Consider the following 26,603-nt stretch of genomic DNA (forward strand, 5'->3'; position numbering starts at 1 on the left):
CTTTAGAAGTTATAAACGACCTCCAATTTTTGGCCTTTCAATGCTTCTCTTGCAACGTCAATGTTTTCAGTAAATCCTAAGATGTAACCTCCTCCACCAGATCCACAAAGTTTTAAATAATAGTCGTTACTATCTAATCCTTTTTTCCATAACTCATGAAACTGAGACGGAATCATAGGTTTAAAATTATTCAAAACAACTTTAGATAACTGCTTTGTATTTTTAAACAAGGATTTCATATCACCTTTTAAGAAATCATCTACACACGCATCTGTGTGTTTAATAAACTGATCCTTAAGCATACTACGGAAACCTTCATTTTTCATGTTTTCCATAAAAATGCTCACCATTGGTGCTGTTTCTCCCACAATACCACTATCTATTAAAAAGACTGCTCCTTTTCCATCTGCCTGTTGCGACGGAATACCTGTAGCTTCAATATTATCTTTTGAATTTATTAAAATTGGTAGGCTTAAATAGCTATTTAAAGGATCTAAACCTGAAGATTTACCATGAAAAAACGATTCCATTTCCGAAAAAATAGTCTTTAATCGTAACAGTTTTTCACGGGTTAAATTTTCTAAAACTGTAATTTTATCACTAGCATATTTATCATAAATAGCAGCGACTAATGCTCCACTACTTCCTACTCCATAGCCTTGCGGTATTGAAGAATCAAAATACATACCTGAATTTAGATCGCTTTCTAATTTATCGATATTAAAAACGACTAAATCTGTGTCTAATCCTTTTAAATACGTCGCAAAACGCTTTAAACTGTTGTTAGAATTTAACGCTTCTTCACTTGGATTCTCATCTCTTTTTAACGCTCCATTATAAAAATTATAAGGAATAGATAAGCCTTTAGAATCTTTGATAATTCCGTATTCACCAAACAAAAGTATTTTAGAATAAAATAGTGGTCCCTTCATATAATATTAGTCATAGCTTTAACAAATATACGGATTAAAATCATAATTGGTTGGCACCATGTCCGATTTGGTCGCAAATATAATGTGCATTTTGACAATAGTTAGCTAATTCATTCTTAATGAATTGTAGGACAGTTTCAGTTTCAGTTTCAGGATATAATACATGAACATTGGCTCCAGCATCAAGTGTAAAACACACTTTTGAATCTGTTTTTAATCTATATGCCCAAATTTTATTGATGATTTCTAAAGTATTTGGTTTCATTAATATGAAATACGGCATGCTCGTCATCATCATAGCATGAAGTGTTAAGGCTTCACTTTCTACAATTTTCACAAATTCATTTAAATCACCTGAAGCTAAAATAGTTTTCAACTTCGCTAAATTATCATGCGCTTGCGAAAAACGTTCTTTTGCAAATGGATGGCCATACATTAACTGATGTCCCACTGTACTGCTGACTTGTTTTTCACCTTTATCGACTAATAATATCGTGTCTTGGTAATTTTTAAAATTTGAATGCACATCTCCTTCAAATTTTACTCCGTATAAATCAGAACTTGCTGCAACACTTTCATTTTCTCCCCAAACAACGAGTTCACCTTCTATACTTCTACAGGCACTTCCGGAACCTAAACGCGCTAGAAATGATGCTTTTTGGTTGAAATATGTGTTATCTCCAGATCTTTCGACTGCGCTTGATGTGACATTATCTTTTAATTTTTCTTCAATACTCATTAAACATAAGGCTATAGCACTCATACCTGAAGCCGAAGATGCAATACCTGAGCTATGTGGAAATGTATTTGATGTTTCAATTTTAAAATGATAATCCTTCAAAAAAGGCATATAGATTTCAATACGCTCAAAAAAGGTCTGAATTTTAGGTTTGAACGCTTCATTTTTTTCTCCTTCAAAATAGATATCGAAACTAAACTCCTTTGTTTTCTTTCTAGTATACGTGATTTCCGTGACTGTTTTACAATTTGAAAGCGTAAAACTAATGGACGGATTCTCAGGAATTTGATGTTTCTTTTTTCCCCAATATTTTACCAACGCGATGTTACTTGGTGATTCCCATTTAACGGAACCCGTTTCAACATTGGTGTGGTAGGCTTTGAGAATAAAGTCTTGTTCTGTCATGGCATTTTAAATATCCGACAAAGATAAGAGTTTTACTATTGTTTTATAATTTCTAGCTGTAGCATTGACATTAAGTTTCTTTTCAAAAAAATTAAGATTAAATTTTGATCTCCCATAGCCTTTTTCGCAGTGCAAATAAATGCAATCGTTAAGAATTACATAGTCATCATTAGGATACTTTTTTTTAGACGCTACGTCTACCAATTTTTGATCAGGTGCTTTACTTAACATCACAAAATAACTCTCCACTTTTCTGTCTTCGGAAAAGGGACAATTATTATATATGGTTCTTAATTCTTGTTGCGACTTTATTATAACTGGAACCTCAAAACCAAATTGATTTAAAATCAAGCTTTGAATTTGGTTTGTTAAGAAGTTCGTATCATTTACTGAGGACTGAAAAATAATGTTCCCACTTTGAATATAAGTTTTAACATGTTGTAATCCGGAATTTGTCAGTAATTCTCGTAATTCCGCCATTGGCACTTTTTTGTGTCCACCAACATTAATTCCTCTTAACAGTGCAATGTATGTCATCATATATACTTAGATTAATGACTCAAAAATAATATCTAATAACTACAATACTTAAAAAAAAATCGAAAGAAGTACGAGTTCTCACAAATTAGAAACATTCCAAAAAGGTCTACAAAATGCAAATAAATCCGTTTAAATAACTCTACTTTGATAAAAAAATGTAGTTTTACAGCACTAATAGTAATATTACATGTGTTTTCCCAAATTGAACACTGTTATCGTCTTATTTATAACCCTTATTACAAGCTCTTTTGCACAATCACAAGAGTCTCTTATAAATACCGTTAGCAGTACTTGCACTTTTAATAGTCAAAAGCTAGATTTACTCGTAAGAAACGATAGTCTTTATCAGGCTACAGTTCTCATCAACGATGCTATACAGTTTTCAAAGCAATTCAATTCCAAAGAAACTGAAGCTAAATCTTATAATGCTTTTGGATTAGTACTTACTAAGATGTCTAATTTTGCTAAAGCCGAAAATTACCACAAAAAGGCTTTAAAAATTTACGATTCCCTTAAAATAGACAAAGGCTTAGACCTTGCCTACTCTGGTTTACTTAATACGTATGTTATGGGAAAAAACTATTCAAAATTTGATAGTTTATATCCTAAAGCTCAAGACATTTCTAGCAAACTTAATAGTGAAATATACTTTATAAATCTTGAGTATAAAATAAAAAAGGAATACTATAGTTTTGAAAATGCGAGTATGCTTACATCTAGCAACATTGCTTTAACAGATTTAAAAAACTCTGATTTTAATACCTTAAATTATTCTAAAAGTTACCGAACCGAAAATCTAAAAGAGAATTTATTTCAATCTTATAAATACTATAATGCCATAGCACGCATTAAATTATCAGACTATAAACCAGAAGATTACGAAGCTTTATTTTTAATTGATGAAGATAAACTTGCAGCTTCTATTTCTACAGACTTTAATTCTTACAGAAAATTAGCCTCGTTAAACTACTATAAGTATCTCTATTACACCAATAGCAAGAAAAATTTAGATTCTGCCACCAAATATCTTTTAAAATCTGATACTTACAAGTACAGAGCGCTAAATAATATGGAGCAAAAGAATATTCGAAATGGTGAGTTAGTAAATAAAATTATAAATGCCGAGCAGAAGTTAGCTTTAGCAAATGAAACACGTAAAAAAGAAGAATTAAACTCACAAATATTCTTATTAAGCACAATTATTACGAGTATTACTTTAATTATAATACTCACGGTATTTTACTTCTATTTTAAGGCCAGAAAAAATATTGTAAAAGTTAATAAAGCTCTAAAAGACTCTAACACTAAACTTATTGCCATTGATAAAGATCGGTTAGAATTTTTCTCAATATTAAGTCACGAATTACGAACACCAATTTATGGCATTAGTGGTTTAGCTACACTTATCAATCAAGAAAATGATGATTCAAAAAAGCAATCGTATTTAGATTCATTGATATCATCTAGTAATTACCTATCTATATTAATAGACAACATACTTCAAGCCAATAGATTAAAGTTTGAAAAAAGAAATCTTAGATTAAAACCAAGTAAAATAGAAGACATCGTTAGTCATGTTATGAGTACCGTTGCCATAGCAGCTAAAAATAAAGATTTAGACCTAAAAGTTCATATTGATGATTCTGACGAAAATGAACATATCTTAATCGATAAAGTAGCCTTTAGTCAGATATTAATTAATTTAGCGTACAATGCTATACGGTATACCAAAGAAGGATATATTGCGATTAATGTATTTGAGAAAAGCAGAGATGACAAAAATATTACACTACGTTTCGAAGTAAAAGATACTGGTATTGGTATAAAAGATGAACATCGCTCTGTGGTTTTTAGCGCTTTTGAAAATAAAACATTTTTAAATAAAAACAGTAGTGGTTCTGGTTTAGGATTATATATCGTAAAGACGCTATTACAAAGTCATAATTCAGATATTGATTTTGTTTCCACCCCTAATGAAGGCACTTGTTTTTTCTTCGAAATAACGTTTCAACTTTCAATTGTAATAGAAAACCAACTCAAAATAGCCGTACTACCGAAAAGAGAGATGCATGTTTTAATCGTTGATGATAACAAAATCAACCTATTAATCACAAAAAAGAATATTGAAAAAATAGAAGGTTATAGTTGTCAAACCATATCAAATGGTAGAGAAGCTATATCTATTGTAAAGGAAAAAGATTTCGATTTAATTTTAATGGATATTAACATGCCTGATATGGATGGTTATGAAGTCACAAAACATATAAGAATGTTCAATTCTCATATTCCTATTTTGGCTCTAACGGCATTAAATTCTAATGAAATTTCCACAAAAGCAGAAGCTGCTGGTATAGATCAAATAATTACGAAACCCTATATATTTGACGATTTTAAAGCCATTATTACATCTTATGGCAATAAGCATAATCAGCGTAACATTATAGATGTAGAAGCAATATAAGCAGAGGTCCAAGCATTCTGAAAGTTAAAACCACCAGTTACGGCATCCACATCAATAACTTCACCCGCAAAATATAAATTTGGAATACGTTTACTTTCAAAGGTTTTAAAATTCACCTCTTTTAAATCTACACCTCCTGCCGTTACAAACTCATCCTTAAATGTACTTTTCCCAGTAACTTGAAAAATGGCCTTAGTCAATTGTTGAGTTAAAGCCTCTAATTGCTGTTTATTCAAATCTGCCCATCGCATTGTCTCATTTATATCTGAAGCTAAAACCAATTGTGTCCATAATCGTTTTGGTAAATCAAATTGCGCTAATTTAACAACCGTCTTTTTAGCATATTCTTGTTTGAAATCTTTGAGTTGTTCTAAACAAGCTTCTACATCTAACTGAATAAAATTAATTTCAATTTTAAAATTATAATTCAATTTCGCCAATTCTACAGCTCCGAATGCTGATAGTTTTAAAATCGCTGGTGCACTCATACCCACATGTGTAATTAACACTGGACCATTAGATTCTAAATCGGTTCCAACCACTTTAATATCTACGTTTTTTGCAACAACACCAGGAATATCCTTGATACGTTTATCATTAATATCAAACGTAAATAATGATGGAACAGGTTGAATAATAGTATGACCTAAATCTTCGAGCAAATTCCAGATTTTAGGATTACTTCCTGTGGCGATTAATAGTTTTTCAGATTGAAATTCGCCTTGTGATGTTTCAATTAGAAAATTGTTTTCTAAGGCCTGAATTGACTTTACGGAATGATTATAAAGCACCTCAACTTTGTGTTTTTCTGCTTCATTCAAAAAACAATCAATAATCGTTTGCGATGAATTTGAAACCGGAAACATTCTCCCATCCTCTTCTATTTTTAATTCCACTCCACGTTCTTCAAACCACGTAATAGTATCACCTGTCATAAACGTATGAAAAGGGCCTAAAAGTTCTTTTTCTCCTCTTGGATAATTGAGCACCAATTCTGATGGTATAAATTCAGCATGTGTCACATTACAGCGTCCACCACCAGAAATTTTCACTTTTTGCAAACCTTCTTTGCCGCGTTCTAAAATCGCAACCGATAATTCAGGATGCTGTTCTGCGATGTTAATGGCCGCAAAAAAACCGGCAGCTCCACCACCAATAATTATAATATCTTTTTGTGTATTCAAACTATTATCTTAAGAAGATTTTGTGATTTTTAATTTGTGTTATTTAATGACGAGTACTACTTTGAGTCAAAGTATAAAATTACAATGATATACATCAAAAGACTAATATTTCTTTTATTTATTGTGAGCTCCTGTCAATCTACAGGACAGCTAAAAATTGAGAACCGCATTGCTAAGGAATTAAAAGAAGTATCGGCTGCAGAAACAGGTAACGACTCTGACATCATTTGGGTGATTCAAGATGCAGGCAACGACAATAACCTCATAGGATTAGATAACAACGGAAACATCGTTAGGAACGTCTATATCAGCAATGCCAAAAACAAAGACTGGGAAGATTTAACGTCAGACAACCAAGGTCATATCTACATAGGCGATTTTGGAAACAATAATAAAAAACGCAAAACATTTAAAATCTATAAGGTTAATGACAACGATTTAAATGCACGATCTGCTGTCGCTGAAGTCATTGAATTCTCCCTTCCTAAACATCAAAAATCTGAAGATTTCGAGTCCTTTTTCATTTACAATAACTGCTTCTACATTTTTAGTAAAGAGAATAAAAAGTTTGTTGTTTTAAAAGTTAAAAATAGTGTAGGAACACAGGTCGCTGAAGTACATTCTGAATATAAACTGAAAGGCAAAAACAATAAAATTACCTCAGCTGATATTAGCGAAGATGGTGAAACCGTTATTCTTCTCAATCACGATAAATTGTGGAAAATCACTAATTTTGAAAATGATGCGTTTTTCTCTGGCAATATCACTGAAGTAGACTTTGACCACGACTCACAAAAAGAAGGCATTTGTTTTAAAACGGACGCAACGGTTATTATTACAGACGAAAGAAGACATTCAGAAGGAGGCTATATCTATTCTTTCAATTTGAATTAACCTATATTTCATTTCCCGAAGTATTCACTTGTCGTAACTTTAAAACAAAAGCATTTATAACTTCAATATCGGCTTCATTTTTATGATTGTCTAAGGCATCTTTTTCGAGATTCTGTATTTCCTTAACAATGATTTCATTGTAGTTTTCAATTAACACATCATTGTTTTGTAGTAAATATTGTAGCATTAAAAAAAGCTTCTGTACAATAATAATATCGTGCTTACAATAGGTTCTAAGCGATGCCATTACGTTATAAAGCAACTGCTCAAAACTTACCGTTTTTATAGATATAAGCGCGGTATCATCCTCATTAAAATAATAACTTTTATCTTTCTTCGTCATCCGCAATGCGAATAATTCAGTGAGATAATCGATACAATTAATACAGGTTCCTGGATCGTTAATACCAGGTGACATGGCTTTTAGAGCAATTTCAGTGATTTGTTTAAAAGCAAGCACGTAATTATCTTCTATTAGTTCACTATTAGAAAATGTTATGGTTTTAGCTAATTGTTTTTCTAAGTCATCATCGCTATGACCTTTATATTTCAGAATTGGGATACCTTTTAAAACATAAGCTCCTTTAATAGGCACAATCTCAATTTTTAACTGATGCTCTTCTGCTAAATCGGCTAAAGAATTTAAACTTACATCTTGCATATAACCTGTTGAATCAGCCATAACGTGGTTCCAATTTGAAGTATCTTCAAACGCTGTGTCATTATGTTTTTCGTCTTCAATCAATTTGTCTAATCGGACCTTAGCTTTCTTAAAGATTTTATCCATTATGGTATTTACCTGAATTTCTTGTGAAATAGAATGGATAAAATAAATGAAAGACCCCAAACTCAAAGTCATAAACACAATGCTTAGCAACACAGAAAAACCAGGCAGTTGGTATTTGTCACCTTGAGGTGTTATGGACACCAAGGTGAAAATGCAATACAATAATGTGGAATTATAAATCCCTAAAATAATTTGATGTCGTCTATTGGAAATCAATCCCGGAAGCAATCTCGGTGAAAAGTTACTTGACGCCTGATTCAATAAAATCATTACCATTGAAAAACTAAACACCATTATTGAAATTAGGCCTGCAATAAATGTGGTGAGTAAACTTCTAGCGGTTTCCGTATTATTAACCACTAAAATTGGTGCATGTTCAACGAGGTATTTAGAGATACCCTTACTTTCTAAATAAATCATGAAGAATGCAAAAAGCATCCCAAAAAGACTAATAATTGAGGGATAAAAAGCAATATTACTTTCTAACTTATCTAATGATTTTAGGATTTTGTAAATGTACTTCTTCACGCTTAAGAGTTATAACACTAGTCATCATTGAAAAAAATTTTCAATTCAGCCTCAAGAAACACCTTTATAAGTGAATCACTTAACCCAAACGCATTAGGTTTTAATCGGTATCATTTTGTCCACAAACTATCTGTGAAGTAATGTTTACAATCTAAGAAGTTATTTTCTACAGTAAACTCGGCATGGTTTGCTAACTCGCTAATCTCTTCTAAGGCATATTTTTTAGACAATTCGGTCCAGATTAATTCATCATAATCCAAATGAACAACCTCGTTTATGGCCTTAAGATGCACCGTTTGTTTTCTAAGACTAACGATGTAGCTTTTTACATTTCCAGTGGTTGGATTGTAATAGCAGTAAAAATCAAAATCATCAATTTTAAAATCAGCATCTAATTCTCTATTAATTCTAATTAATAAATTCAGATTAAACCGTTTGGTAATACCATGCTTATCATAATACGCATTATGAATAATAATTGGATTTTTCTTCAAGTCAAAACCAATTAACAGCTTGTCACCAGTTTTCATGTTTTCGTTAAAAAGCTGCAGCAATTCTTTGGCTCTATGTTCTAGATAATTTCCAATATTACCACCCAAGAACAATAACAAACTAGGGTAATCACTTTGCTTATTCTCCTTTAAAATTTCAAAGTAATCACCGACTTTAGGATGTATTTTTAAGCTTGGTAATTTTTCTTTGAGTCGCTGTGTGAGGATATCAATGGCTTCTTGAGAAATATCTATTGGTACATAGTGAAAATCTACCTCGTTTTGCACCAAATATTCTAAGAGTTTAAATGTTTTAAAACCATCACCCGCTCCCAATTCTACAATATTAAAAGGCCCTGAAAACTTTAAGGCTTCAATAATTTGTTTGGATTGCATAGACAAAATCTCAAACTCTGAATTGGTTGGATAATATTCTGGCATATTCATTATTTCTTGAAATATGCGACTGCCATTATCGTCGTAAAAATACTTAGATGGCAAGTGTTTATTTTTGGCAGTTAAGCCCTTAAGCACATCATTTGCGAAGTTATCTGTCATTTATCTTGCTAATCTAATTCCTGAAAATAGCCAACGCATGTCTGGCTGAAAAAAGTTTCTATAAGTTGGTCTGCAATGGTTTTTTGAAGTCGCTACTGAGCCACCTCGCAATACCATTTGATTCACCATAAATTTACCATTATATTCGCCAAGCGCACCGTCTACCTTGGTATAATTAGGATAAGGTAAGTACGCACTATTAGTCCATTCCCAAAGCTGGCCAAAACTAAATTTATGTGAGGCTACTTCCCATTCAAACTCGGTTGGTAAACGCATCCCCTTCCATTGTGCAAAAGCATATGCTTCGTAAAATGTGATATGAGTTACCGGCAAATCACCATCAACCTCAACAAAACCATTAAGTGTGTAGTGCATCCATGTTCCATCGACCTGATGCCAATATAAAGGTGCTTCTAAATTGTTATTTTGAACATAATCCCAACCCTCAGCATGCCAATGATTAAAATCTTTATAACCACCTGCAGCTATAAATTCAATATACTCTGAATTGGTGACGAGTTGATTTGAGACTTCAAAATCATGAAGATACACTTTATGCCTTCCTAATTCATTATCAAAACAAAAGCCCTCACCTTTATGACCAATTTCGTAAACGCCTTCTTTAATTTGAAGGAATTCTTGTGGGTCATTGTCGGCTTGTAACTGGATTTTATAATCCAAAACAGGAAATGACGGTTGATTGCCGAAAATATATTTGATATCGTAAAGTAATAACTCTTGATGCTGCTGCTCGTGCTGTAAACCAATCTCTATAATATTTGAAATGTCTTCAGAAGTTCCATTAGAAATAAATTCTGAAAGTTGTGCGTTTACATAAGCTCTATAATCGAGAACTTCTTGCAATGTTGGCCGTGTCATTAAGCCACGTTCAGCTCTCATGACCCGTTTGCCAACGTTATTGTAATAACTATTAAAGTAATAGGCGAAATCATCGTTAAACACTTTATAATCTGCTTTATATTCAGAAAGTATAAATTGCTCAAAAAACCAAGTCGTATGTGCCAAATGCCATTTGGGTGGTGACACAAATTCTGCGGGTTGGATGGATACATCTTCCGCCTGAAGCGATTTACAAATCAGTTCTGTTTGATGCCTAACGTCTAAGAAGCGTTCTTTAGTTATGGTATGGTTTGTTATTGTTTCCACGTCTAATCTATAGTATTTCAGTTTCAAAAATGACTTCGCTTGCAATGGTTTTGTGCACAGGGCAACGCGAGGAAATTCCTTTTAAACGGTCTTTTTGTTCAGTTGTTAAATCACCAATCAGTTTTAATTTTTTGCTAATGTGGTCTAAGTATTTAGGCTGCTCTGTAACAAGATTTAAATCATCACTATGTTTTCTTGAGTGTGAGATATAAACATAGACCTCTCTTAAATCCCATTTTTTTCGTTCGGCATACATTTTCAAGGTCATTACCGTACAAGCTGCTAATGCGGCATTGAGATATTCGTATGGTGAGGGACCAAAATCACTTCCACCAACACTTGCAGGTTCATCGGCAATAAAGGCGTGATTTTTAGTTTGGATTTCCGTGGTAAAGTTGTTTTCAACAATGTTTAAGTGTCCAACGAGTTGCTCACCTTCGGTACTTAACATTTTATTTTTAGCCTTAGGAAAATAACGCTTTGCCCACGTGCCTATAAGTTCACCAACATATTGGCTATCTTCTTCTTTAGTTAATAAATGATCCGCATTATCTAAAGTTACAAAACTCTTTGGATGGTGTGCCTTTTTGTATAATTGCTCAGCGTTTTCAATACCCACTATTTTATCGAAAGGCGCATGCATAATCAATAAAGGTTTACGCAAATCTTTAACTACGGTAGGCAAGTCCGTTTTATCAAATTCTTCAACAAAATCTTGGTTGATAACAAATGGACGACCACCAATATTTACTTCTACATCTCCTTTTTCTGCAGAGTCCTCAACCTGATGCGAAAATAAATGCTTTACATGATTTACTGCTGATGGCGCACCTACAGTAGCAACTGCTTTTACTGTTTCAAGCTTTGAAGCCGCCACTAATACGGCTGCTCCGCCTAAAGAATGTCCAACAAGTAAACTTGGCGCTTGATAGTGTTGTTCCATATATTCATGAACATCTAATAAGTCATCTACATTTGCAGAAAAATGACTGTCCGCAAATTCGCCTTCACTTCGACCTAAACCTGTAAAATCGAAACGCAACACCGCAAATCCGTTTTGAGTTAATGCTCTACTCACATTTCTTACAGCACTTAGACTGCTGCTGCAGGTAAAACAATGTGCGAAAATGGCATAGTAATTTGGTTTTTGATTGGCTGGCAATTCTAAATTGGCATTGAGAGTAATTCCTTTTCGATTTTTTATCTTGAGTTTTGTGCTTTTCATAACCTAATTTTAATCTTCAATTGTTACACCTCTCCAAAAAGCAACATGGTTTTTAATCCCTTTTGCTAATTCTGACACTTCTGGATAAAACCAAGCAGCATCTTTATTTTCCTTACCATCAACCTCTATAGTATAGTACGACGCTGTGCCTTTCCATGGGCATACAGAGTTTAAGTCACTTGGTTTAAAAAATTCCTTTTTTATACTTTCGTGAGGAAAATAATGATTTCTTTCTATGACTATAGTGTCATTACTTTCTGCTATGACTTTATTATTCCAAATTGCTTTCATCTTTATTGTTTTTTATCAAACAGAAACTTTAATCTCGCTCCATTTGTGGATGCTTAATTTCTATCTATATTCCGGATTTTCAAAAGACCAATGTGTACCACTGTCCCATGCTTCTCGAGAATTACCGTAATTACTATAGCCTTTATTTTCTTTCAATAGCTTTGCCAAGTGTAAAAGATTATAAGTCATAAATGTGGTGTTTCTATTGGTGAATTCAGAATCAAAACCTACGGGTGGATTAATGCTTTTATCTTTCCATTTGGTATCGCCATAACTTGGTCCAGGTCCTACTTCTCCAATCCAACCACAATCGGCTTGCGGTGGAATAGAATAACCGACATGCTGCAGCGAATACAATATTCCCATAGCACAGTGTTTTACGCCATCTTCATTACCCGTTACCATACATCCTCCTACTTTACCGTAAAACACATATTGGCCTTTATCATTCGTTTCTCCACTCATGGCGTACAAACGTTCAATTAACTTTTGCGCTTCAGAAGATTTTTCTCCTAACCAAATTGGTGTTCCTACGATTAAAACATCGGCTTCACTCACTTTTTCGTAAATACTTGGCCAGTCATCTTTCTCCCAACCATGCTCCGTCATATCTGGATACACACCAACGGCTACATCTAAATCTATAAGTCGAACCGTTTCAAAAGATACGTTCTCCTTTTTTAAAATATTTTGAGAGACCTCCATCAGCGTTTCGGTGTGGCTTACCGCAGGTGATTTCTTTAATGTGCAATTGATGTATAATACTTTAAGTTTTGAAAAATCCATAGTTCTGTTTTTTTAAATTAAAAATTAAGAGCTGCAACTCAGCATAGAGCAACCTACTTTATGTCGTGCCCATTCTGGCCGTTTAGTAAACCATTTTTCGTGCTGTGGTTGCTCATCATATGGTTTTTTTAGTAATTGAAACAATTCATCTACCATACTATAATCCTCTTTATCTGCTTGGTCGATGGCTAACTGCGCCATATAATTTCTAAGCACATATTTTGGGTTTACAGCATTCATGTTTTGTTGGCGTTCTGAATCTGTAATTGTATCCTTCTCTAAGCGTTGGTCGTAAGCTTTGAACCAAACTTTCCATGTCATGAGGTTGTCACCCTTTATTTCTTCGGGCTTATAAAATGCTTTTTCAATGATTTCAACACCGTTTTCAGGATTGCCTTTCTTATAGTTCGCTAATAATCGGAATGCTATCGTCATATCGGTTTCAGACAACAATAAACAATCTTCAAAATTTTGTATCAATTTTGCATCGTCCTCAAGTTCTACTTGCAACCCTAATTTAGAGCGCATCATTTGAAGGGATTGCTTTTCAAAATCAACTTGATACTGATTTAAAATAGCTTCAATCGGTTCGGCTTCTTCAATTAACGGATATAAGGCGTTAGCGAGTTGTAATAAATTCCAAAGCCCAATGTTGGGCTGATTCCCAAAACGGTACCGTTTGTTTTGTTTATCTGTGGTGTTTGGTGTCCAGCCAAAATCAAAATCTTCGAGCCAACCATAAGGGCCGTAATCTATAGTTAAACCAAGAATGGACATGTTATCGGTATTCATCACTCCATGCACAAAACCAACGCGTTGCCAATGGATAATCATATCTAACGTGCGTTGTGTCACGGCTTCAAAAAGTTTGATATAGGTTTCTTTTGAAGGTTTACCCAATTCTGGATAAAAGTATTTTATAGTGTAATCGGTTAGTTTTTTGAGGTTTTTAATATCGTTTCGAGCCGCAAACAATTCAAAATTACCAAACCGAATAAAAGTCGGTGCAACTCTAGCGACGATAGCGCCTTTTTCGTAATCGGCATTACCGTTATAAAGCATATCGCGTAACACGTCATCACCAGACAACATTAAACTTAACGCTCTTGTAGTGGGCACACCCAAATGATACATAGCCTCGCTACATAAATACTCACGAATGGAAGAACGTAAAACCGCCAATCCATCACCTTGTCTTGAATAGGGTGTTTCACCAGACCCTTTTAGTTGAATTGCCCAACGTTTATTGTCTTGCTCAACTTCGAATAAATTAATTGCTCTACCATCTCCCAATTGCCCTGCCCAATTGCCAAACTGGTGCCCTGCATAGGCCATAGCATAAGGTTTTGTTTTTGGATAAACTTTAGAGCCCGAAAAAACCTCTAAAAAGTCTTTTGAATTGATATCTTCTTCCTCTAAACCAATGGCATTTGCCATCTCTTTTGACGCATGAATTAATTGAGGATATGAAGGTACTTTTGGATTAACATAAGAGTGTGTGGCTTCTGATACTTGACGTCTGCTATTATCCGTATTAGAATCTGAAGGTAACTCTTTACTAAAGGTGTCTTTTATGTGTAACTTCATCTATCTAATTTAGCATTTGAGTGACTTAAATATGGTACGTAATTTTAGCATTGCAATAAACCATTTAATATTACAATTGTTTATAAAAATACGATTTCATATTAACTCAAATGCTAATTCAACGGATTGAGCACTGTAATTTTTTAGTTAAAATTCTAAAATTATGAAGCAAAAAAGCCTCTAATGAGAGCGTTAGTTACACTACAAAACGATTAAAATATTGAACAACAGTATAGCTCCGATTTCAAATTACTTTTTCATAAGACTAATTGCAAATCCACCACCTTCGGCTAATTGTACGCTTAATGTCGAACCCTTTTTAACTTCAATTTTTTCAATAGAAATATCTAATGGATTGTTATCCCAATGCGCGTTTTCGCCATCTTTGTAGATAATCACTTCGTAGTCTTGGTTCTCATCTAAAAAGTTGAAATCTATATCTAAGGTTCTTGCATTTTCATCGGTGATACCTCCAACAAACCAATTGCCTGTTTCACGTTCTTTTCTAGCAATGGTTACATAATCGCCTACTTCGCCGTTGAGTACTTTAGTAGTTTCCCAATCGACACCAACAGCTTTAATAAACTGAAGTGGTTCAGGGTTTGCCTCATAATGCTCTACTAAATCCGCAGCCATTTGTACTGGACTATAAATCACCACATACAAGGCTAATTGTTGTGCAATCGTGGTGTTGACTTGATTGTCTTTTTTGTACTCGTCAAATTTTATATTGAAAATACCTGGTGTAAAATCTATTGGTCCTGATAACATTCTTGTAAAGGCTACAATCGGTAAATGCTCTGGTGGATTACCGCCATCATTTGCCCAAGCGTTAAATTCTTGCCCTCTTAACCCTTCTCTCGAAATTGTATTAGGATACGTACGTCTTAAACCTGTAGCTTTAATAGGTTCGTGAGCATTAATAGCCACTTCATATTTCGCTGCTTTTTCAACGGTATTATTATAATGATTCACCATATATTGGCCATGGTGATACTCCCCTTTTGGAAGAATTTTACCCACATAACCTGTTTTAACCGTATGCATCCCGTACTTCTGCATCAATGCAAAAGCGGTATCTTGTTGCTTGGTGTAAGTTTCAGTAGCTGCAGACGTTTCGTGATGCATAATAATATCAACTCCTTTTTCCTTTCCGTAACGGACTACTTCATCAATATCATAATCCGGATAGGTAGTTACAAAATCGAAAACACCTTCGCGGTCTTCAAAACCAATCCAATGTTCCCAACCGGTATTCCAGCCTTCAACTAACACACCGCCCATATTATTTTTTGCTGAAAAATCTATAAATCGCTTTACGTTTTCGGTATTGGCGCCATGGGTGCCATTAGAGGTCCCTCCGTCTGTCCAAGTACTCATATCTTGAGTCATGCCATAATCCCAAGAAGATTTACCTAAGTGCATTTCCCACCAAACACCTGTATATTTCATAGGTTTAAACCAAGACACATCACCTAGTTTATTCGGTTCGTTTAAATTAACGATGAGTTTAGATTCAATTAAATCTGGTGCATTGTCTGCAATTTGAATCGTACGCCAAGGTGTATTAAATGGCATGGTACGTTTCACTTTATAATCGGTATTTTCTGAACCTACAAGGTTACTAACTAAGTTTAAATTTTCGATATCAACCTTTAAGGTCATGCCCGAATAATCTACTAAAGCGGCTTCATGAAAACTTAAATGTGTGCCATCAGAACCAACCATCGTTACAGGTGTATTCACGGCATTTTCAGGAATATAAGTTTGGGCTAAATTTTCATGGTTAGCGAATTGTAAAGCGTCAATTTCAGACAACTTCGAGGTGTTGTATAAATGTTCGTAGATATCCCAATCGCCAGGAATCCAAAAGGTTTTATAATCTTCAGTCAGATTAAATTCGGTATGTTCTTCTGTAATAAAAACATCGCCTTTTAAGTTGGGTTGTTCAGGGAATTCATATCGAAATCCGATACCATCATCGTACACTTTAAAAACGATATTTAGTTGTCGGTTTTGTTCAGAAGTTTCTTCGAGTTCAATCTTTAATTCGTTGTAATTATTGAACACATCTATCTGCTCTCCCCAAGGCATTTGCCAAGTTTCGTTAAACGTTGATGTACTTGTATTTTTAATACTAAAATTCTTATTAAAGGCTGGTGCATCTTTAAATTCGAAACCTAAATAAGAGGTGTCAACAACCGTTTTGTTATTGAATTTCACGAGATAATAGGGTTGACCTTCTTTATTAACATTAAAATCTACTATCACTTTTTCGTTAGGTGATTTGATTTCTGTGGTTTGTTTTTCTTCGGAATTGCATGAGACTAATGCTAATGCCATTACTAAAATTGAAATGTAGATTTTCATGTATATATATTTTTAGTCCTATTAGATTTTGCGATGACTGAGCGTCGTCGAAGTCAAAACCTAATAGGTTAAATTTAGCTTATTTATTCATTTTTATATTAGACCTGCTAGGTTTGAAAAACCTGCTAGGTCTGTAGTTTACACCTACACGGTTTTTGAAACCTTGTAGGCTATTATATTCACTATTGTCTTTCTAATAGAATGATTTCAAACTCTGTATTTAAAGTAACTGTTCCATTTTCTACGGTTGCTATTTCTCCAGAATAGGCATCACGGAGCATGACGCGTTCTTCAAAAACTTTAGAGACATCGATTACTTTTTTACCTTTTTCAAGATCTAAACCTATAACGACTTTATCTTTAAAATCTTCGTTTTCGTAGCTTCTATTGAAGTAATATGGTTGTTCAGTTATCATTTGATGGGTTCCTGCACCAATTGCAGGATGCTTAGCTCTAAATTGACCTAATTTTTGCCAATGCGATAAGACTTCTTTTGGTCTTTTTCGTTTGGCAATAGAATCCCAATTCATCATAGAACGCAACGTCGCATCACCTTCTGTTCCTGGCACAACAAGTGAACGCGATGATTCATCTCCATAATACACTTGAGACGTTCCTGGTGACAACAATAGTTTATTAGCCGTTTCAAATGGTTTTTTTCTTTGGGCATCAAAAGGTTGACCATCATCATGCGAGCTTAAATAGTTTACGGTGCCGTAACCTTTTAATTCATCATGTAAAATGGCATTATAATGCGTGAATAAATCTTCATAACCTTTGTCTTTTGAGTTGTATTTAAATTCAAAATTAATTAAACTTTGAAAACTTGGTGGATCAAAATAATTGACTTTTCTGTCCCCAAAATCAAATTCCTGACCTGTACTAACTCCATAATTATAGACTTCACCAAGCAGATAAAAATTGTTATCATCCAATACTTGTTCAGGATTGTTCTTTTTGTATTCGGCAAAGGCAAAATCACATTCCACTTTAAATTCCGTCCAAACATATTCTTCTACATGTTTTACCGTATCTACTCTGTAACCATCAACCCCAAATTCTGTGATGTAATCCGTTAGCCATTTCATGATGTAAAAACGAGGTGCTCTTGGGTGACCAGTTCTTTCAAAAAATGCATCGAGTTCTTTTACTTCTTGTTCGTAACGACCCTCTGCTTTCCATTTTTCTACTAATTGTGGTGGTAAGTCTACATTGGCATTACTTTCCGTTCTAATATCTGGAAGATTAGCAACTAAGGTACAACTTACTGTATTTTCATAATTATCGTAAGAACATTGTTTATCTGTTCTCACCCATTCTTCTGGCCAAACCGGATCATTATTAGTTACAGGTCCTGTATGATTGATAACGGCATCTAATACAATTCTAATACCTTTAGCATGTGCTTCTTTCACCAATTCATGTAAATCTGCTTTGGTTCCAAAGTTGGGATCAATCACTGTCCAATCTTTAGTCCAATAGCCATGAAAACCATAAGTCACTCCTGTACCTTCATCAGTACCTCCGTGGATTTGTTCAACAATTGGTGTCATCCAAATGGCATTGATACCTAAATCGGTAAAGTATCCTTCCTTTACCTTTTGAGTAATCCCTTTTATGTCTCCTCCTTTAAAACCTCTTAACTTTCCTGTTTCTTTGGTTCTATCGAAATTAACATCATTAGACGTATCTCCGTTATTAAACCGATCCGTTAATAAAAAATAAAGGTTAGCACCTTCCCAAACAAAAGGTGTTTCAATAGTGTGTTTTGGCTCTGCAACTGCAACCTTTTGTTCCGTATCGGTGTTTTTACAACTCAAAGTGATTAGGATTAAGGTTAATAAAAATAGTTTTTTCATATGTATTTTGCCCACATAATTAGGGATCTTTTTTGGTTAAATCAACTTTTTAAAACCTACAAGGGTTTTGAAATCTTACAGGTTGGATAATATATTAGACCTCTCAGCTTTTCACAACCTAAAAAATCTTGTATGTTTTCTTAATGACTTCTCGATACAAATTTGCTCATACTTTACAAATTCACACGAAGTGACGATTGCTTATTTCTTATTTTATTATCGTACGTCCTGCAAGGTTTTTTAAACCTCCGAGGACTAGAACCTGCTAAGACTTTATTTAATTTTTAATATAAACGACTCTAGAGGTTTAAGATCTATTCTGACTTCTGCTTTACCGTTTTCAACTTTTAAGGTTGACGTATATTGATTATACAATTGGTCCTTTACCTCATAGTCTCCGTCTTGAAGTTCTAATTTCGGAACTAAATCTTCAGGTAATTGCAATTCGAAGCCATAGGTGTTTTCTGCATTGAAATTTGAAATAATAATCAGTTTTTCATCAGCACTCCAACGGACAAATGATAACACTTTATCATTATACCATTCCGTATGTTGTTGGTTGTAATGCTGAATATCTTGATAGTCGCCCATTAAAGCCGAACTATTGATGGTGAAATTCAACAGGCGTTTGTAAAAATCACGAAGTTCTTTTTCGGCTTCAGTTAATTGGCCGCCATCAAACTTTTTATCGTTAACCCAACGCACCTGACTTGGCACTGAGCCATAATCGAAAATAGACGTTCTTGTTGGATCTCCAAATCCTAAATCTTCAGCGCCTGGCTCACCGAACTCTTGACCGAAATAAATCATGGTTGGTGCTGTTGATGACGTTGCAGAAACCACCATGGCAGGTTTTCCTTTAACTGCGTTTCCAGCAAAGTCTGGACTTGCAATACGTTGCTCATCATGATTTTCTAAGAAATGAAGCATATTGTGCTCAATATCCCGTAAATCATCTAAAATTGGTGGCACATTATCTGTACTTCCATGCCCTTGCATCACGTGTTTTAAAGTGTCGTATAACTGAACTTTATCGTAGAGATAATCCATTTTTCCTTTTCTGATATAATCGCGGTACAAGCTTGGATTGTACACCTCAGCTAATAAAAAGGCATCTGGATTTTCCATTTTTATAGCTGAATTCATATAACTCCAAAATTCAACTGGCACCATTTCTGCCATATCATAACGGAAACCATCCACACCTTTAGCCGTCCAATACAACGCGATATCCTTGAATTTCATCCAAGAACTTGGAACGGTTTTATCTTTCCAGAATTCAAAGTGCTTTTTGTAATCTTCATTATCAAAACCTTCTGGTAACTCGTCAAAATCTTTTCTTCCGTCAGGACTTACTCCATAATTAACTTTTACCGTTTCGTACCAATCGTTAATATCTGGTTGCGATGCTCGCGAGCCATTTCCTGTCCATTTTGCAGGAATTTCTTCAAACTTACTATCTGCCATTGGATGCTGTTCTCCACCTAAAGGTTGGTAGCCATTCTTCCATTCTGGTACTTTAAAGGCTTCACCCGGATTGTAGTAAAAATTGTTATTAACGTCGTAGGTTTTTGTTTTATCATCTTCTGCTCCAAAATCGGTAGTTCCTTCCGGATTAGTGATACTATGGTAATTACGAGCGACGTGATTAGGAACGATATCTATAATGACATTTAAACCTGCGTTGTGAGAACGCTCAATTAAGGCTTCAAACTCTTCTAATCGGTTGTCTACATTGACTGCTAAATCTGGATTCACATTATAATAATCCTTAACCGCATATGGTGAACCTGCACGACCTTTTACGATATCAGGGTCATCGTTAGAAATGCCAAATTCGGTATAATCTGTAATGACATCGTGATGCGGCACTCCTGTATACCAAATATGTGTTACACCTAAGTCCTTGATTTCGTTTAAGGCTTTGTCTGTGAAATCATTGAATTTACCAACACCGTTTTCTTCCAAAGTTCCCCAAGGTTTATTTGTAGTATTGGTGTTTCCGAATAAACGTGTAAAAACTTGATAAACGACTTCTTTTTTCTTCATTTCTGGTATAATTTCTTTTGATTTAGGCAACTCTTTTATGTCGTTTTTACAACCCACAAACACCATAAAAACTAAAACAATTAAGATAAGATTTTTTATATGCATTGCATTATTTTTTTAATTTGATTTTGATTTCTTTTTCAGTTGAAGCTTTCCATGCTATAGGAATATTTAAAGTTTTGGTTTCTGAATTCCAGTTTACTTCAACTTTTTTACCGTCTACTTTAATATTTTTTGGTTCTTTTAGGATGTTGTGAACCACTACTTCAACTGATTTATTTCCAGATTTTAAAATAATACCAGAACCATTTTCTTTATTAATTTGAAAATCATATTCCTCTTTGTAATCCAGTTTCAATTCTAGATTATTTCTATTAAATTCAGATTCGAATTCTAATATTTCAAACGCGTTTTTTTGAAATACATTTGAGGTTTTTCCATCATCTAGATAAATATCTCTTTCTCCTCCTTGCACAGTTGAGTCATGATAATAGTGCAAATCCATATCATTATTTTTATAATCTGATGTCGTTTGCATCGATTTAGCCATTGGAATAAATGCACCAGCTCTAACATACGTCGGAATAGAATTTTCTTTTAGTTGAACCGTTTTTGTTTGTCCGCCTTCAATCTTTTTATCAGTATAAAAATCAAACCACACATTATCCTTTGGAAAATAAACCTCCTGCTCTTTTTTACCAGCTTCCAAAACAGGTGATACCAAAATATCATTTCCCCATAAATAGGTTTTTGAGTAATTGAATAATTCAGGATTATCAGATTCTTCAAAAAATAATGGTCGCATCAACGGTTTCCCGAATTGGTTATTTTCATAAACCAAATTGTAATTGTAGGGCAGCAATTTATAACGCAACTCAATCGCTTCTTTAGCTAAAGCTTTTGCTTTCTCGTTTCTAAAAACAGGCTCACTTGGCACATCTTCTTGAGCATGTGGTCTAAAAATCGGGTTGAACACACCGTATTGCAACCAACGTACATACAATTCATCATCTAAATTATCTCCTGCAAATCCACCTAAATCCGAATGCATATAAGCTAATCCTTGCATGCCCATTTGTAGGGCAATTTCTGGTTGAGATTGTAAACCACCCCAAGTTCTATTCACGTCGCCAGACCATGGAATCATACCATAGCGTTGCGAGCCCGAATAACCTGCACGCATTAAAATGAAGGGTCTTGTATTTAGGAAATCACGCTGATAACCTTCGTGAATTAACCGTGCCCAATCGTGACCGTAGATATTATGAACTTCGTCTGCAGAACCTGTGTGATGTTGTACCCAACTTGGATGCACTTCGGGTTCTCCTAAATCTCCCCAAATGCCTGCAACTCCCATATTGGCGATGTCTTTATAAATATTCCAGAACCACTGTTCGCCTTCGGGTTTGTAAATATCTATGAGTCCGGTGTTACCAAAATAGAAATCGTATTTGGCCGGATTCCCAACAGAATCTTTAGCCAACACATCTTTTTCAACAGCTTCATCCCATTTTTTAGACGTGGTTAAAACAAACGGTTCAGTAATCGTAATGGTTTTTACACCTTTATCATTTAGCCGTTTTACCATGCCTTCAAAATCTGGAAACGAATCTCTAAACACTTCCAGATTTCCCATGGTGCCTTTTAGGTCTTTTCCGAACCAATATAAATCGAGAATAATAGCATCCACGGGAATTTCTTCTTCTTTGAATTTAGCAATGGTCATTTCTACTTCTTCCTGAGAATGGTAGCCAAAACGACTTGAGAAATTCCCTAAAGCCCAACGTGGTAACATGGGTTGCTTCCCAGTTAAGTCGGTGTAATTATTAGTAATGTCGTACCAAGAATCACCGACAATCACTTGATATGTTTTTCGTCCTGAAATGGTTTCGTACTTCAACGTATTATCTCCTTTGCTATCCAAGTCTAAAAAGCCGATAGGTGCGTTGTCAAAGTGAATCATGTATTGTTTTGAGGATAATACGATGGGCATGGTAAAGTTCATTAATTCACTATGGGTTTCGTAACCGTAATGTGCTCTGTTGTAGAGTTGCAGTCGATGTCCACGACGATTCATACCCAAAGCTCTTGCGCCTCCTCCGTAAAGCACCTCGTCTTTTGTAAGGTTGAATTCTATAGTTTCTAGACTGTCGTTTTTAACGTAACCTGCTTTTTCGGAAATGATTAGTTTGTCTTTGTAATAATAGGAAATTTGAAATGGGGTTTTGGTGATGGTAATGTTCACACCAGAAGTTTTCACTTGAATATCTTGAACACTTTCTATTACCTCGTAATTTGAATATTTTGGTTTTTTGACTACTGCATGCGAAATAGTGTCATAGGGATTTTTATCCCATTTAGGTCGAAAAATTGTTTCCACAATTTCTGAACTATAAAATCTAAAAATATAAATACCGTCATTTACCATAACAACAAAATTGTTGTCTTGTTTAGCAGTTTCAATAAATTGTCTTTCTACATTTTGAGCCGTAATTGAAACCGTGAAAAATAGACTTAGGATTAAGAAAATATATGTTTTCATATTTAGCTTTTATACCTACAAGATTTTGGAAACCTTGCAGGATATGTTTCTGTGATACTATTTTAGATCTGCTAGGTTTTAAAAACCTGCTAGATCAGGTCTAATTAATTTAATTAGTTTTTACTTATCTAATAAAAATGTTAACGGTTGATCTAATCGTTTATTCCACGAATTTTCAGAATGATCTGTACCTTCAAAAAATAAATTTTTAGAATCCTTATCTGTATAGCCTTTGGCTTTTAAAATGGCATCAATTCGTGGTGCGTATTGCGGATAATGTTCGTCTAAGGTTTTGTTACCATAATCGAAATATAATTTATGAGAACTAGCCTGTGGTAAGTTGGCCTCCATGTATTTAAAAATAGCTTCAGGAAAAGGGTTATTTTCTCTTGGTGCTGCACCAACCCAATGAGTTGATAAACAGGCTGCACCACCAAAAATTTCAGGATATTCTGAAACGGCATACATTGACATTAGACCTCCCATACTAGAACCCATTACAAACGTATTGTTCTTGTCTGTAGCTACGGGATAGGATTTATCAATAGCGGGTTTTAGTTCTTCGACAATAAATTTTAGATAGTTATCACCATTAAATTTTGAATCTGCATTAGCATTCACAGCCTCCTTTAATAAGTTTTCTTGAACAGATTCATCTAACATTTCAAATGCCTTTTCTGGAAACAAATCTTGCCAGCGAATTTTAGGAATATTATGGATTCCAACCACGATAAAATCCTTTACGCTTCCTTCGGCCATTAACTTTGATGCCCACTCATCTACTTTCCATTCTTGCTTATTCCAAGTGGTGGTAGCATCGAATAAATTCTGACCATCATGCATGTACAACACGGCGTATTTTTTAGTTTCAACATAACTTTCAGGAATCCAAATATCTACTGCTCTGGGTTGAATATATTTTGAAGGAAAACTATCAACACGTAAAATATCTCCTTTAAAAAGAGAAGCACTCTTTACGTGTATAAAGTTGGGAGTTGGTTTAGCCACTACAATTTCAGGTTCAGTGTCATTGACCTCAATAGTTTTTGTGTCTTCTTTGCATGAAACCATGAACAAACAATACAGCAAAAATGATAATACGATTCTCATTCTAATTAGTTTTGGTGGTTAAAATTACACTTCCCTTTTGATTTAATTCTAATGTTGTACCCCAAATTATTTCTTCATCGGAAATAATATTTTTTAAGGTTTTTCCTTGGAGTTCTAATTCTTCAAACCGTTCCAAACTGAGTTCTATCGGATTCTCATTTTTATTAATCACATGAACAATAGTTTCATTTTCAAAAATCCTGGCCAAAACATAAACTCCATCTTGTGGTGCAAAATGTATAGTTTTTCCATTGTGAATGGCTTCACTCGTTTTTCTGTAATTCAGTATTTTTTTGAGAAAAGATTGCATCTCTTTTTGAGCATCTGAAAGTCCTTCCCCTGTAAAAGCATTAATTGTATCACCTTCCCATCCGCCAGGGAAATCAGTTCTTATTAAACCATGGTCTCCGGGATTATCAAAATCGTCCATTAAGATTTCAGTTCCGTAATAAATTTGTGGAATTCTTGGTAGCATTAATAAATAACTTAACGCCATTTTGGTGTTCGCTACATCACCATTAAATTCTGTAAACACACGACTTTTATCATGATTATCTAAAAATGCCATAATAGCTTTTGGCGACGTATAAGCAAAGTCGTTAGCCAAACCTTCATACATTTTAACAAGACCTTTGTCCCACGACTCTTCTTCATTTAAGGCATCTACTATATGTTTTTGCATAGCAAAATCCATAGTCGACTTTAAGTTAGAATCGTAACCATCTACATTTTTATGACCATCTTGCCAATACCCAATTAACAATGGATTATAACTCCATTCTTCTCCTACGATTGAAAAATTCGGGTATTCTTCCATAATTGAACCTGCCCAATGACTCATGAAATCTTTATCTGGATAAGGATAGGTATCTTGACGAATGCCCCCAAGTCCTATTGTTTCTACCCACCAAATACTATTTTGAATAATATAGTTGGCCATAAACGGGTTGCGCTGATTTAAATCTGGCATACCAGAAACAAACCAACCATCTGTCATGCCTTGATTATCCTTTTTAGAAGCGTATAAATCTTGGTTAGACGTTCGTCTGTGATTAGAAATTATGGTTGTTTTACCACTCCAATTATCTTTGTTTTTCTCATAATTTTCTTGATAATTTACCCAGTCCTTAAATGGCAAATCTTTCATCCACCAGTGTTCTAAACCACAATGATTGGCTACTTGATCCATGATGAGTTTCATATTTCGCGACCTTAAATCATCGGCTAAATTTCGATAGTCATCTAAAGTTCCAAAACGTGGATCCACTTTATAAAAATCGGTCATCGCATAACCATGATAGGATCCACTTGGCATATCGTTAATTAATAGTGGACACGGCCATACGGCAGTAAATCCTAAATCTTCAATGTAGTCTAAATGATTAGTGATGCCCTGAATATCTCCGCCATGTCTTGCATAATTATCTGTTCTATTTATGCCTTGTTGAAGTAATCCTTCTACGCTATCATTTTGAGGAATGGCATTCGCAAAACGATCAGGAGTGATTAAATAAATGGCATCTGAACTGTCAAAACCAACGTAATCTTCTGCCGGTTTTTCACGAGATTTTAGTTCGTAAGTTTGAATTAATTCTGAACCGTCTTCATGTTGGAATTTAATATTGAATTGCCCTGCTTTTGCCGTTTCAGAAATCTCTAAATCTAGAAAGAGATAATTAGGACTGTCTGCTTTATGAACTTTAATTATAGAAACACCTTGATAAGACATTTTAGGTGTAGCCGTTCCTATATTAGGATGCTTAACTAAAAGTTGAAGGTTTTGATTTTTGAAGCCAATCCACCAATGAGGTGGCTCAACTTTTTCGATATCGTTTTGAATTTCAGTTACAGGTTCTGAAACCACTTTTACCTCAGATGAGCTTTCTTGACAGGAAAACACGGTTGCAACTAGTAGCGTTAATAGGGTTAGTTTTAGCGTTTTCATTGTAATTTATTTAAAAAATGAAACAAATCGTTATTGCAACCTTAAACAAATACCTACAAGTTAGATACTGAATCAAGTTCAGTACATGTCTTGCAGGATATTTATTTTTTATTTTAGACCTTGCAAGTTTTAAAACATGCAAGGTCAGTTAAA

19 protein-coding genes are annotated in these 26,603 nt (G+C 34.4%); 2 read left to right on the forward strand and 17 right to left on the reverse strand.

The genetic code is table 11. The annotated features are described in order from the left end of the window. Positions 1-2 precede the first annotated feature (2 nt). The 3 genes from KO515_RS05835 to KO515_RS05845 are packed head-to-tail and all read right to left on the reverse strand — an operon-like array spanning position 3 to position 2,616. On the reverse strand, positions 3-932 hold the full coding sequence (locus tag KO515_RS05835) for a mevalonate kinase family protein (protein WP_215935431.1): 930 nt from the start codon (positions 930-932) through the stop codon (positions 3-5). Between the two features lie 40 nt (positions 933-972). Continuing rightward, the gene (locus tag KO515_RS05840) at positions 973-2,076 is read right to left on the reverse strand and encodes a diphosphomevalonate/mevalonate 3,5-bisphosphate decarboxylase family protein (protein WP_215935432.1); all 1,104 of its coding nucleotides are present in this window, start codon (positions 2,074-2,076) and stop codon (positions 973-975) included. A 6-nt stretch (positions 2,077-2,082) separates the two neighbouring features. Further along, positions 2,083-2,616, reverse strand: a complete 534-nt coding sequence (locus tag KO515_RS05845; protein WP_215935433.1) for a DUF1697 domain-containing protein — start codon at positions 2,614-2,616, stop codon at positions 2,083-2,085. A gap of 202 nt (positions 2,617-2,818) precedes the next feature. Here KO515_RS05845 and KO515_RS05850 point away from each other — a divergent pair, with 202 nt between their 5' ends. After that, on the forward strand, positions 2,819-5,077 hold the full coding sequence (locus KO515_RS05850) for a response regulator (protein WP_215935434.1): 2,259 nt from the start codon (positions 2,819-2,821) through the stop codon (positions 5,075-5,077). On the opposite strand, the gene KO515_RS05855 is transcribed toward KO515_RS05850, so the two are convergent. Then, positions 5,044-6,261, reverse strand: a complete 1,218-nt coding sequence (locus KO515_RS05855) for an NAD(P)/FAD-dependent oxidoreductase (RefSeq protein ID WP_215935435.1) — start codon at positions 6,259-6,261, stop codon at positions 5,044-5,046. The two genes, KO515_RS05850 and KO515_RS05855, sit on opposite strands and share 34 nt — an antisense overlap. An 84-nt stretch (positions 6,262-6,345) precedes the next feature. Between KO515_RS05855 and KO515_RS05860 the strand changes: the two genes are divergently transcribed. Next, positions 6,346-7,155 carry a hypothetical protein gene (locus tag KO515_RS05860; protein ID WP_215935436.1) on the forward strand — a complete coding sequence of 270 codons (810 nt, stop codon included), beginning with the start codon at positions 6,346-6,348 and terminating at the stop codon, positions 7,153-7,155. Between the two features lies 1 nt (position 7,156). Here the strand turns inward: KO515_RS05860 and KO515_RS05865 are convergent, their stop codons facing one another. The 13 genes from KO515_RS05865 to KO515_RS05925 form a co-directional block, all read right to left on the reverse strand. After that, a complete protein-coding gene (locus KO515_RS05865) occupies positions 7,157-8,470 on the reverse strand; it encodes a DUF2254 domain-containing protein (RefSeq protein ID WP_354668266.1) in 1,314 nt (437 codons plus the stop codon). 110 nt (positions 8,471-8,580) lie between these two features. Continuing rightward, positions 8,581-9,519 (reverse strand): L-histidine N(alpha)-methyltransferase, encoded by a 939-nt coding sequence (locus KO515_RS05870; RefSeq protein WP_215935437.1) that lies wholly within the window; start codon positions 9,517-9,519, stop codon positions 8,581-8,583. Beyond that, positions 9,520-10,686 carry an ergothioneine biosynthesis protein EgtB gene (gene egtB / locus KO515_RS05875; RefSeq protein WP_354668267.1) on the reverse strand — a complete coding sequence of 389 codons (1,167 nt, stop codon included), beginning with the start codon at positions 10,684-10,686 and terminating at the stop codon, positions 9,520-9,522. Positions 10,687-10,693: 7 nt separating this feature from the next. Continuing rightward, positions 10,694-11,911: a bifunctional alpha/beta hydrolase/OsmC family protein gene (locus KO515_RS05880; protein ID WP_215935438.1), complete on the reverse strand. Its 1,218-nt coding sequence runs from the start codon at positions 11,909-11,911 to the stop codon at positions 10,694-10,696. 9 nt (positions 11,912-11,920) lie between these two features. Then, complete coding sequence (locus tag KO515_RS05885; RefSeq protein ID WP_178983266.1) at positions 11,921-12,202, reverse strand: DUF427 domain-containing protein; 282 nt, start codon at positions 12,200-12,202, stop codon at positions 11,921-11,923. Positions 12,203-12,262: 60 nt separating this feature from the next. Beyond that, entirely contained in the window at positions 12,263-12,988 is a 726-nt protein-coding gene (locus KO515_RS05890) for a flavodoxin family protein (protein WP_215935439.1), read from the reverse strand. Positions 12,989-13,012: 24 nt separating this feature from the next. Beyond that, on the reverse strand, positions 13,013-14,575 hold the full coding sequence (locus KO515_RS05895) for a protein adenylyltransferase SelO (RefSeq protein ID WP_215935440.1): 1,563 nt from the start codon (positions 14,573-14,575) through the stop codon (positions 13,013-13,015). Positions 14,576-14,824: 249 nt separating this feature from the next. Continuing rightward, positions 14,825-16,945 carry a glycoside hydrolase family 97 protein gene (locus KO515_RS05900; protein ID WP_215935441.1) on the reverse strand — a complete coding sequence of 707 codons (2,121 nt, stop codon included), beginning with the start codon at positions 16,943-16,945 and terminating at the stop codon, positions 14,825-14,827. Positions 16,946-17,127: 182 nt separating this feature from the next. Then, positions 17,128-18,804, reverse strand: a complete 1,677-nt coding sequence (locus tag KO515_RS05905) for an alpha-amylase family glycosyl hydrolase (RefSeq protein ID WP_215935442.1) — start codon at positions 18,802-18,804, stop codon at positions 17,128-17,130. A gap of 273 nt (positions 18,805-19,077) precedes the next feature. Further along, positions 19,078-20,958, reverse strand: a complete 1,881-nt coding sequence (locus KO515_RS05910; protein WP_215935443.1) for an alpha-amylase family glycosyl hydrolase — start codon at positions 20,956-20,958, stop codon at positions 19,078-19,080. A gap of 4 nt (positions 20,959-20,962) precedes the next feature. Further along, the gene (locus tag KO515_RS05915; protein WP_215935444.1) at positions 20,963-23,395 is read right to left on the reverse strand and encodes a TIM-barrel domain-containing protein; all 2,433 of its coding nucleotides are present in this window, start codon (positions 23,393-23,395) and stop codon (positions 20,963-20,965) included. 120 nt (positions 23,396-23,515) lie between these two features. Then, positions 23,516-24,505, reverse strand: coding sequence for an alpha/beta hydrolase (locus KO515_RS05920; protein WP_215935445.1), 990 nt, complete (start codon positions 24,503-24,505; stop codon positions 23,516-23,518). Between the two features lies 1 nt (position 24,506). After that, positions 24,507-26,450, reverse strand: coding sequence for a glycoside hydrolase family 13 protein (locus KO515_RS05925; RefSeq protein ID WP_215935446.1), 1,944 nt, complete (start codon positions 26,448-26,450; stop codon positions 24,507-24,509). Between the last annotated feature and the right edge of the window lie 153 nt (positions 26,451-26,603).

It is taken from the genome of Winogradskyella psychrotolerans (assembly GCF_018860545.1).
GTDB lineage: Bacteria > Bacteroidota > Bacteroidia > Flavobacteriales > Flavobacteriaceae > Winogradskyella > Winogradskyella psychrotolerans_A.

What these genes read in the sequence shown, in the direction of transcription:
- KO515_RS05870 (WP_215935437.1), bottom strand. Translation starts at nt 9,519, where the DNA reads ATGACAGATAACTTCGCAAATGATGTGCTTAAGGGCTTAACTGCCAAA.
- KO515_RS05885 (WP_178983266.1), bottom strand. Translation starts at nt 12,202, where the DNA reads ATGAAAGCAATTTGGAATAATAAAGTCATAGCAGAAAGTAATGACACT.
- KO515_RS05880 (WP_215935438.1), bottom strand. Translation starts at nt 11,911, where the DNA reads ATGAAAAGCACAAAACTCAAGATAAAAAATCGAAAAGGAATTACTCTC.
- KO515_RS05840 (WP_215935432.1), bottom strand. Translation starts at nt 2,076, where the DNA reads ATGACAGAACAAGACTTTATTCTCAAAGCCTACCACACCAATGTTGAA.
- KO515_RS05925 (WP_215935446.1), bottom strand. Translation starts at nt 26,450, where the DNA reads ATGAAAACGCTAAAACTAACCCTATTAACGCTACTAGTTGCAACCGTG.
- KO515_RS05920 (WP_215935445.1), bottom strand. Translation starts at nt 24,505, where the DNA reads ATGAGAATCGTATTATCATTTTTGCTGTATTGTTTGTTCATGGTTTCA.
- KO515_RS05845 (WP_215935433.1), bottom strand. Translation starts at nt 2,616, where the DNA reads ATGATGACATACATTGCACTGTTAAGAGGAATTAATGTTGGTGGACAC.
- KO515_RS05915 (WP_215935444.1), bottom strand. Translation starts at nt 23,395, where the DNA reads ATGAAAACATATATTTTCTTAATCCTAAGTCTATTTTTCACGGTTTCA.
- KO515_RS05895 (WP_215935440.1), bottom strand. Translation starts at nt 14,575, where the DNA reads ATGAAGTTACACATAAAAGACACCTTTAGTAAAGAGTTACCTTCAGAT.
- KO515_RS05900 (WP_215935441.1), bottom strand. Translation starts at nt 16,945, where the DNA reads ATGAAAATCTACATTTCAATTTTAGTAATGGCATTAGCATTAGTCTCA.
- KO515_RS05905 (WP_215935442.1), bottom strand. Translation starts at nt 18,804, where the DNA reads ATGAAAAAACTATTTTTATTAACCTTAATCCTAATCACTTTGAGTTGT.
- KO515_RS05910 (WP_215935443.1), bottom strand. Translation starts at nt 20,958, where the DNA reads ATGCATATAAAAAATCTTATCTTAATTGTTTTAGTTTTTATGGTGTTT.
- KO515_RS05890 (WP_215935439.1), bottom strand. Translation starts at nt 12,988, where the DNA reads ATGGATTTTTCAAAACTTAAAGTATTATACATCAATTGCACATTAAAG.
- KO515_RS05860 (WP_215935436.1), top strand. Translation starts at nt 6,346, where the DNA reads ATGATATACATCAAAAGACTAATATTTCTTTTATTTATTGTGAGCTCC.
- KO515_RS05835 (WP_215935431.1), bottom strand. Translation starts at nt 932, where the DNA reads ATGAAGGGACCACTATTTTATTCTAAAATACTTTTGTTTGGTGAATAC.